The following is a 9089-nucleotide window of genomic DNA, read 5'->3' as shown; positions in this document are numbered from 1 at the left end:
ACGCGGCGGGCACGCTCACGCAAGACTGCGACAACAGGGCCTCCGGAAGCTCGGGCTGACTCGCATCGCCGAGCTACCAGGAGGTCCTGCCTTCATGCGCCGATGACGCCACGATCACCCGAACAGGAACCCTGTTCGATCACGCCCGGAATGCGGATGGCTTCTGACATCTCAGGAGACGAGACAAGCACCTTCCCCGAGGACGCGGACGCTGGCGAGGAACGCGCGGTGCACGCGGCGGCCGGCCGCGTCGATACCGTTCGCGAACTGCCGCAGCACCTCACGCCGTTCGGCGACGTGGTGGTCGCCGCACAGCCACGCCGACCACACGCGGTCCGGTGGGACGTGGCGGCCGGCCTCCAGCTCGTAGAAGTCCGCGCCGATCGATGACGCGGGGAGCCGGCCCGCGGCCGCCAGGTCGTCGTCAGACGTCTCGGTGGTGTACAGCTCGGCAGCTGTCTCGGGGAGCTTGTCGGCGAACGCGGTGGCTTCCTCGACCCGTTGGTGGAAGGTCATGACGGTGCGCAGGTTGTGCCGGGCGGCGTGTTCCAGGAGCGCGGTCTGCAGCAGGGCCAGGCGCGATCTCTCGGTTTTGGGACAGTGGGGTGAGAAGCAGTGGGGTCTGGGTGTGTTGTTGCTGGTCGGTGGTGGTTTCGAGGCGTGGGGTCACTGTCCTGGAGGTGAGAGGTCTGCTGGGCGTTGCTGTTGTGGAGCGTTATCGCGTGAGGGGTGACGCTGTCTCAGTTTCGTGAGTTCTGATCCGCTGGGCGATGGGTGTTGGTGTGCTCGGGGGTGTGGATCAGGGAGAGCTGGACCCGGCCTCGAATGGGGTGGGTGGTGGTTCGAGTGGGGTTTTGCCGGCTGTGTCGGTTCGGGCGTTGCGGGGACCGGCGGTGCGTTGTCTGCTGGCCCTGCGGCGGGAGGGGAAGCTCACCACCAGGCAGGTGAGGTCGGCGGCGGATGTGTTCGGGGTGCGGGAGCGTGCGGTGTGGCGGTGGCTGGCTGCGGTGGAGCGGGACGACGGTGTCGCCCTGTCCACCGAGCTGGGGCGGTGGCTCGGCGGCCGGGCGCTGTGCGACCCGCGCCCCGACGGCCCTCGCCCACCAGGTGAGGTCGCGGTGGCGTTCTGTTTCTCGGAGTGGGCCGGCACCAGCACCCCGTCCAGGTCCACGATCACCTGCCCGGTGGTGTCCGGCGAGGAGGCTCCGACCAGGTTCCAGACGCGCTCGCGCGTTTCGGCTCGTGCTGAGCGGATCGCGGTCAGGGCTTTCGGGCCTGCCGGGGCCAGGGTGTCGATGAGGCGGGAGACGGTCGGATCGGAGGCGACCGGCCCGAACACGGCCGGCTCGGCCCGCAGCATGCCGACGTCGGCCAGGCAGTCCCCGCCCCGCGCGACGGCCAGGGCCACGTCCAGCAGGATTTTGCCCGGATCGTGCACCGCCCGGGCCTTCCGCCACGGCGTCAGCGCCGTTGATATCGCGGTGTCCAGGCCGGTCTTGCGGACGGTCTCGACCAGCAGCGCGCTCCCTGCCTGCGAGACCACTGCCCGGCCGCCGCCCTCGATGCGGACACGTGGGTACGACCCGATACGCTTCTTCACCTGGAGAGTGCTTCTTCCCATGCAGCCAACAGGACCCTCGACAAGTCCCATCGTTGCTGGGCAGGACCACTCTTCGCTTATTTGATCAAGACTCGGACGCCCCACCTCGTGAAAGCGCGAGGTTAGTTCAGAGAACCCGTAGTCAACCACGTCCAGGTCGCCGGGGATCACCTGCCGGGCGACGACCTCCAGGGGTCGGCTGTGGAGCGGTGAGGGTGCCTGGGCCACCGGCGGTGAGGCCGGTGGCCCAGGCTCCTTCTGTCAGCCGGTCGGGCCGGCGTACCGCCGGTCAGCGCCAGGCGGGCGGGATGTCCCCGATTTGCCGGAGCACGTCCCACCCGGCCGGTCGGGCCGCGGGGTCCGCCCAGGGCGCGCCGAGGGCGACCCAGTAGCCGCGGCGGGACCGGATCAGGCGCAGCGCCTGCCAGTCCCCCGGGATACCGAGGTCGTCGATGCCGCTTTCGCTGTCACAGCACGGGCACACGGCCCCGCTGGGTACGCCTTCGTCCCAGAAGAGCGGTCCGGTGAACCCGCAGACCCTGCACACGGTCTCCGTACCGAGCGAGCCCGACGAGGTCCGTTCGGCGATCCTCCCGGCATGGTCGACGGCCGGTGGGGGCGGAGTGCGCCATGCGGGGGGGATGTTGGTGAGCTGCTGGAGCAGATCCCATCCGTGTGGCTTGAATTTCGGGAGATACCACTCGGCGCCGTTGCCGACCCACCAGCCCCGGAAGTGGTGCAGACCTTCCACGCCTTCCCACGAGCCGGGCCGTGCGCCCATGTCACCGATGCCGGACTCACTGCCGCAGCATGCGCAGATCGCATTGGTCGGCCAGCCGTCCTCCCAGAACCTCTCCTCGTCCCACCCGCACATACGGCAGAAGTCTTCGGGGGCGGCGGAGGACTCCTCGGGGGGTGCCTCTTCTGTCACTTTCTACCGTTCCGTTCCCTGGGCCTTCAGGTAGTCCTCCAGCGTCGGATACTGATTGGAGTCGTAACCGCGCGGATTACTGGGACTCTTCGGCGCCGGTCGGTTCATGCTCTTGGGGATACCGTCCTTCATGTAGGACGTGAGAGTGTTGGTGGCCTTTTCGTACACGATGTAACCGTTGCTACGGTCCCAGACACGATAGCCCGAAGGAACCTTGCTCGCGTCCGCCACCGCCCGATAGCGGTGCGCCAACTCCACGTACTGTGTCGCGTTGTTCAACTCCGGGAACTCGGCCTTGTGGTTGTTCCAGTGAATGAGCGCGTTCTGGGTGTTGGTGTATCCCTTCTTGGGATTTCCGGTGGCCCAGATGTGGGGAATCTTGCCTTCGGCCCGCATGGACTTGGTGAAGGCCTCGACAGCACCCCAGGCACTCTTGCCCCACTTTCCGCCAGCGGCCCCCCATCCGAGGACCGGGATCGCGGCGGCGCAGGAGAGGCTGGAGTTGACGGCGTCACCCTCCGCGCCGTACCAGCCGCAGTTGGCGAGGTCGAAGCCCTCTCCGACGACGGGGACCAGGCCGCCCGCGTCCAGCAGGGTGTGGCCGATGGTGGCCAGGTTCCACCAGTCCACGTCCTCCTCGGCCGCGGCGTCCGCGAAGGCGTCCTCCAGTTCCCGGAGGGCCTTCAGTTCGGCGCGGTCCTGCTCGTCCTGTGCCTTGAGTTCGGCCTCGGCCTCGTCGAACGCCTTCTGCGCCGCGTCGAACAGCGCCTCGGTCATGGCCGCCGCGGCGGCGTCGGCGTCCTTGCCGGCCGCCTCGGCGGAGGCGCGGGCGGCTCCGGCGGCCTCCCAGGCGCTGCCGGCCGAGCCGTACGCGGCGTCCGCGGAGGCCTGGGCGCGGGCCGCGGAGTTGTCGGCGTCGCGGGCGGCGCCGTGGGCCGCGGCCTCGGCGTCACGGGCGGTACGCGCCGAGGCCGCGGCGTCGGCGGCCGACTTCTCGGCGGCGTCGGCGGAGGCGTCCGCCTGCTCGGCGTACTCCTCGGCCTGCTTGGCGGACGCCTCGGCCTGCTTGGCGTACTCCGCGGCCTCGGCGGCCGCCTTGTTCGCCGTGGCCGCCGCCTTGCCCGCCTCGGCCGCGTCCCGCTGGGCCTCGGCCGCGACGGCGGAGGCGGCGGCGATGAGGCTCTGCACGCGGGACACGTGGGTGGCGGTCAGCAGGTCCTGCCGCTTGGCGTCGTACCGTCCGGTCTCGATGAACGCGTGCAGAACCTGCGGCGGCCCCTCCAGCGCGATGCGCGCGGCGGCGGAGACTTCCGCAGTTTCCGATTCCATCAACTGGACGGCGGTCACGCGCTCGTCCTGCGTGCGCTGCTCGTAGTAGCCGGTGGTGAGGAACGCCCGCAGCGCGTCCGGCGAACCGTCGGCCAGGGCGGCCAGACCGGCTTCCTGCACACGCGGCCCGGCCTCGTTCATCAGCTGGGTGATGTTGATCCGGTAGTCGTTTGCGGCCGCCTCGTGCTGCCCGGTGGCGAGGAAGGCGGCGACGGCGTCGTCGCCCCCGTCGAGTGCCTCCAGGGCTGCCGTGCGGACGGACTCGGACTCGGACTCGGCGGCGAGCCGGCTGACGCGGGCCCGGTTGTCCAGGCCGTACGCCTTCTCACGTCCGGTGCGCACGTACTCGACCACATCGCGGTCGGAACTCGCGAGGGCCACCTCGGCCGCGGCGACGCTCCAGGGGCCACGGGTCTGGATGGTGTTCAGCGCGACCTTGCGGGCCTTGGGTGCGACGGTGGCGAGGTCGACGCCGGGCTCGGCCACCTCGACGGCCAGCTGATCCGCCTCCTCCTCCAGTGCCTTCGAGGCGGCCTCCGCCTCGCTCGCCCCGGCGGTCTGCTCGTCGGCGAGTTCCTTCAGCGAGCGGGCCTGCTCGATGGAGCCGGCGGTACGGGTGGTCAGTTCCTCCTGCTCGATCTGCCGGGCGAGCGTGAAGGTGTCCTTCGCCTGGGTGACCGCGTCCGTCGCCGCGTCGGCGGCCTCCTTGGCGGCCTTGGCGTGCTTGGTGGACTCGGCCGCGGCCGTGGCCGAGTCCCCCGCGTGGTCGGCCGCCTCCTGGGCCGCGGCGGCGGCGTTGCCCGCGTGCTTCGCGGCGGATCTCGCGGCGTCCCGTGCCTGGTAGGCGGCGGCGGCCGCCTGCCGGGCCAGGGCGTCCGCCCGGTTCGCGGCGGCGGTGGCCGCCGCGGCGTGCCGGTGCGCCTCGGCGGCGGCCGCCCGGGCCCGCGCGGCCGCGGCGCCGGACACCCCGGCCTGGGCACTCGCCGCGGACGCGGCGGCAGCGGCGGCGTCCGCGTTGACGCCCGCGCTGGCGGCGGCCTGGGCCGCGCCGGCGGCGGCGATCGCGGCGTCACCGGCGTGGTTGGCGGCGTCGGCAGCCTTCTCCGCGCCCTTCTCGGCGGCGAGCGCCTGCTCGGCGGCCTTGCGTGCCTCCGAGGCCCGGCCCGCGTCGCTCGCGGCGGCAGCGGCGGCGTTGCGCGCGTCGGCCGCGGCCTGCGCGGCGGCGGACGCGGCCGACGCGGCCTGCGCGGCGGCGTTGGCGGCGACGTGCGCCGAGGAGATCGCGGCGTTGGACGCCGCTACGGCCTCCTGCGCAGCCCGCGCGGCACCCCGGGCCGCGTCCGCGGCCCGGCCCGCCGCGCTGGACGCCTTCTTCGCGTCGTCCTTGGCCGCCTCGGTCTCCTCGGCCGCCCGCTGGGCCGCCTCCTTGGCGAGCTTCGTCGCCTCGACCGCCCGGTCGGAGGCGTCCTTCGCCTTCTCCTTCTCGGCGTCAGCCTGCCGCCCGGCCTCGGTGGCCCACTCGGCCAGCTGGGCGACGGTCGCCTGCTCCTGGTCCCGGGCCCGCGCGATGTACTGGCCGACCTCCAGGAACTCCCGTACGTCGTTGATGTCACCGCTCAAGGCCGTCTGGGCGGCTTCGCCCGTCGCGGTCCCGCCAGTGCTCATGATCTGGACGGTCTGCACCCGGGCGTCGTTGTCGGCGGCGCTGTACTGGCCCTCCGTGAGGAACGCCCGCACGTCCTCGATCGAGCCGTTCAGCGCCGCCTCGCCCTTCTCCCTGACCTGGCGGCCCTGCGCTGCCGAGATGATCTGTGTGACTTGGATCCGCTGGTCCTGCTCCAGCGGGGCCTTCCAGCCATCCGCGAGAAACGCGCGCAGGTCGTCCTCCGTTCCAGAGAGCGCCTGTTGCGCGGCCTCTCGAACGATCCGCCCGCCTAGCGAAAGAATCTGTACCGTGGACACCCGGTCATCGGTGAGCTGCGCGGCGTCCTTCTCCACATCGAGGAACTTCCTGACATCCTCGTCGGAGCCGAGCAACGCCGCCTCGGCGGCCGCCTTGACCTGCGAACCGCCTGACTGCCAGAGCGCCAGCACCTGGCCCCGGTCGGTGGCCGGTATGTACTCCGCCGGCGTGTCCTCGTCCAGCTCGTCCGCGGCGGTCGCGGGCGCGGCGCCCAGCAGACCCACGAGCAGAGTTAAAAGGACCGCCAGACACAGCGAGCGCACGGGCGTCACCCGTCGCCATCGCCCGTAGCTGACGGTTTTGCGTGTGCGCACAGGAGGAAAGCCTCTTTCCCTCATCCTGAGTCTTCGGTTCACCGAGAGTCCTTCGCTGACAGGCCAACAAGTCTCTGTGTCACGTGGGTACTTCACCGAGGCGAAGGTCACTTGTGAACAGACCGTGCACTAGCTGTACAGCACACATGCACACCTTGTGAAGGCGTGATAAGTTGCGGATCCGGCGCGAGGAATGCTGCAGCACGAGGGGTCTGTATCGAAAACCGGACATACCGGCATAGATAAAGCGAAGAAGTTTCTCGACCCTTCCATTCGCCAGTCGACGCGTTGGCGCGCATGCCCGAACGGCCGGGCCGACTACTACTGTTGGATAAGTGCGCGGATTTCTGTCTCATTCAGCGAAAGGGAATCGCAGTGATACACCCGATCCGCAAGCTGGTAATTTCCGCTCTTCTTGCGGCTCTTACTGCCGCAGTGGCCGCAATTCTTGCATTCGCCAGCCCCGCGCCTCATGCCTCCGCCAGCGATGGCGTCCAGAAGACCACCGCGGACGCTCTGCAACCAGTGGTCGAAAACTTCGAATACCCCGACGCGGATCGCATATTCGAAGAAACAGGAATGACCCTCCACAAGGGAGATGGGCATATCCTCTTCGCCGAGTGTGACGATTCCCCCGAGCAGATCCAGGTCTGGACCGTTTTGAGCAGTACCGGCAAGTACTGCTTCCGCACTACCGCAGCCACGGGGTACCTCACCCTGGAGGTGCCGGACGTCTACGCCCTGAAGACCGGGGAGAGGGCCATACACGCGGAACTGAGCGCTGAGGGTAAGTCACAGGAAGTGAATGTCCCGAAGGACAAGTTCCAGGGCGTGGGGGAAGGACTCGGCGGTGCCCCAACCGTCCTGCTGGAAATCCGCGTCACCGGCTGATCCGCCTTCCTCTCGTCCAGAAAGCGAGAAGTTCGTGTCTGTTATACGTTCCCGTCGTGCGCGGGGCGTCGCGCTGCTGGCCTCCGTGGTCGCGGTCAGCGCGCTCACCATCGCTCCGGCCCCGGCTGTCACCGGCAGCCAGACCGCCAGCGACAGCTACACCTTCACTGCCCGCCTGATCTTCGGCGACGGCGACCGCGCCTGTTCAGGCGCGCTCGTCGACCCCCTGTGGGTCCTTTCCGACAGCTTGTGTTTCGTCGACAGCCCCGCAGGCGGGGTCGCTGCTCCCGCTGGCAAGCCTGCCAAGCCGATTACAGTTACCGTCGGCCGCAGCGACCTCGCTTCCACCGGCGGGCTTGTCACCACGGTCACCGAACTCGTTCCCTCACCTGAGCGCGGCCTGGTCATGGCACGCCTCGCGACACCGGCCCAGAACGTCGCCCCGGTCACCCTGGCCACCACCCCGCCCGCTGCCGGCGACACCGTCACGGCCGCGGGCTTCGGACGGACCAAGACGGAGTGGACGCCGACGACGCTGCACACCGGCGCCTTCACCGTCGACACGGTCGACCCCAGCCAGCTCGCCCTCACCGGACAGGACGGCAACGCCCTCTGCTCCGGCGACGCCGGCGGCCCGCTGCTGCGTGAGAAGGACGGCAAGGCCGAACTGATCGCCGTCAACAGCAAGTCCGGGCAGGCCGGATGCCTGGGCGTTGACGAGGCCGAAGGGAGCACCGCGGCCGTCAGCACCCGTGTGGACGACCTGAACGCCTGGCTGCAGCAGGTCCGCTCTCTGCCGCAGCAGGCCCAGGTGGTCGACGGTGACTTCGACGGTGACGGCAAGTCAGACGTCGCGGCCCTGTACGACTACGGCAAAAATGCCCAGGGGCTGGCCCAGAGCAGCCTGTGGCTGTTCAAGAGTGACGGCACGACATTCCGCGCCCCCCGAGTGGCGTGGGACAGCGGCAGCACCAGCTGGAACTGGGCGTCCAGCAAGGTCACCTCCGGTGACTACAACGGCGACGGCAAGACCGACATCGGCGTCCTCTACAACAACGGTCTGACCGACGGCAGATACCGTACGAGGCTGTGGGTGTTCACCAGCACCGGCGACACCTTCAGTGCACCGAAGGTCGTCTGGGACAGTGGCAGCACCAGCTGGAACTGGGACCGCAGCAAGGTCACCTCAGGTGACTACAACGGCGACGGCAAGACCGACATCGGCGTGCTGTACGACTACGACCAGACCGCAGACGGCAAGTTCCAGTCCAAGCTGTGGGTGTTCGCCGGAGCCGGCGAGACCTTCCAGGCCCCGGTGGTCGCCTGGGACAGCGCCAGCACCGGCTGGAACTGGGACCGCAGCAAGGTCACCTCAGGTGACTACAACGGCGACGGCAAGACCGACGTCGTCGTCCTGTACGACTACGATCAGACCGCCGAGGGCGCCAACCACTCCAAGCTGTGGTGGGCCTTCACCAGCGCCGGCACCACATTCGACTCTCCGAAGGTCGCTTGGGACAGCGGTGAGATGAGCTGGAACTGGGACTCCAGCAAGGTCACCTCAGGTGACTACAACGGCGACGGCAAGACCGACGTCGGAGTCCTCTACAACTACGGCGCCACGGACGGGAAATACCGCTCCAAGCTGTGGACCTTCACCAGCACCGGCACCACACTCCAGGCACCCAAGGTCATCTGGGACAGTGACCCCACCAGCTGGAACTGGGACCGCAGCCAGCCTCTCTCCGGAGACGCCAGCGGTGACGGCAAGACCGACATGGCCATCTTCTATGACTCCGGCACCGCGTCCGACGGCCGCACCCGCCAGGCCCTGTGGAACATCACCAGCACCGGCGACTCCATGACAGCCCCCCACAAGGACTGGGACAGCGCCATCCAGTAACCCCTTCAGGGCAGCACACCCGACACATCCTCTGCCCGGCGCGGAACCGCGCCGGGCAGAGGAGCGGTGGCTTCCTCGACCTTCTGGTGGAACGTCATGACCGTACGCAGGTTGTACGCGGCGGCGTGCTCCAGGAGCGCGGTCTGCAGGAGCGCCAG

The 9089-nt window shown here is 69.3% G+C and carries 4 protein-coding genes and 2 pseudogenes; 2 read left to right on the top strand and 4 right to left on the bottom strand.

What is annotated here, in order from left to right:
• Positions 1-189: 189 nt before the first annotated feature.
• The 4 genes and pseudogenes from ACFYPJ_RS38915 to ACFYPJ_RS38900 form a co-directional block, all read right to left on the bottom strand.
• Positions 190-579: pseudogene (locus ACFYPJ_RS38915) on the bottom strand (helicase); the annotation flags it as partial.
• A 271-nt stretch (positions 580-850) separates the two neighbouring features.
• Positions 851-1600 (bottom strand): annotated as a pseudogene (locus tag ACFYPJ_RS38910) (transposase); the annotation flags it as partial.
• Positions 1601-1889: 289 nt separating this feature from the next.
• Positions 1890-2531, bottom strand: a complete 642-nt coding sequence (locus tag ACFYPJ_RS38905; protein WP_389026848.1) for a hypothetical protein — start codon at positions 2529-2531, stop codon at positions 1890-1892.
• Between the two features lie 3 nt (positions 2532-2534).
• Positions 2535-6137, bottom strand: a complete 3603-nt coding sequence (locus ACFYPJ_RS38900) for a hypothetical protein (RefSeq protein ID WP_389026846.1) — start codon at positions 6135-6137, stop codon at positions 2535-2537.
• Positions 6138-6512: 375 nt separating this feature from the next.
• Between ACFYPJ_RS38900 and ACFYPJ_RS38895 the strand changes: the two genes are divergently transcribed.
• Both ACFYPJ_RS38895 and ACFYPJ_RS38890 read left to right on the top strand, forming a co-directional pair.
• On the top strand, positions 6513-7028 hold the full coding sequence (locus tag ACFYPJ_RS38895) for a hypothetical protein (RefSeq protein ID WP_389026844.1): 516 nt from the start codon (positions 6513-6515) through the stop codon (positions 7026-7028).
• 34 nt (positions 7029-7062) lie between these two features.
• A complete protein-coding gene (locus ACFYPJ_RS38890; protein ID WP_389026842.1) occupies positions 7063-8931 on the top strand; it encodes an FG-GAP-like repeat-containing protein in 1869 nt (622 codons plus the stop codon).
• The last annotated feature ends 158 nt before the right edge of the window (positions 8932-9089 follow it).

It is taken from the genome of Streptomyces sp. NPDC006012, from assembly GCF_042871185.1.
In the GTDB taxonomy this organism is placed as follows: Bacteria; Actinomycetota; Actinomycetes; order Streptomycetales; family Streptomycetaceae; genus Streptomyces.
Note: the sequence above shows the minus strand (reverse complement) of the source record. Positions and strands in the feature narration are given on the sequence as shown.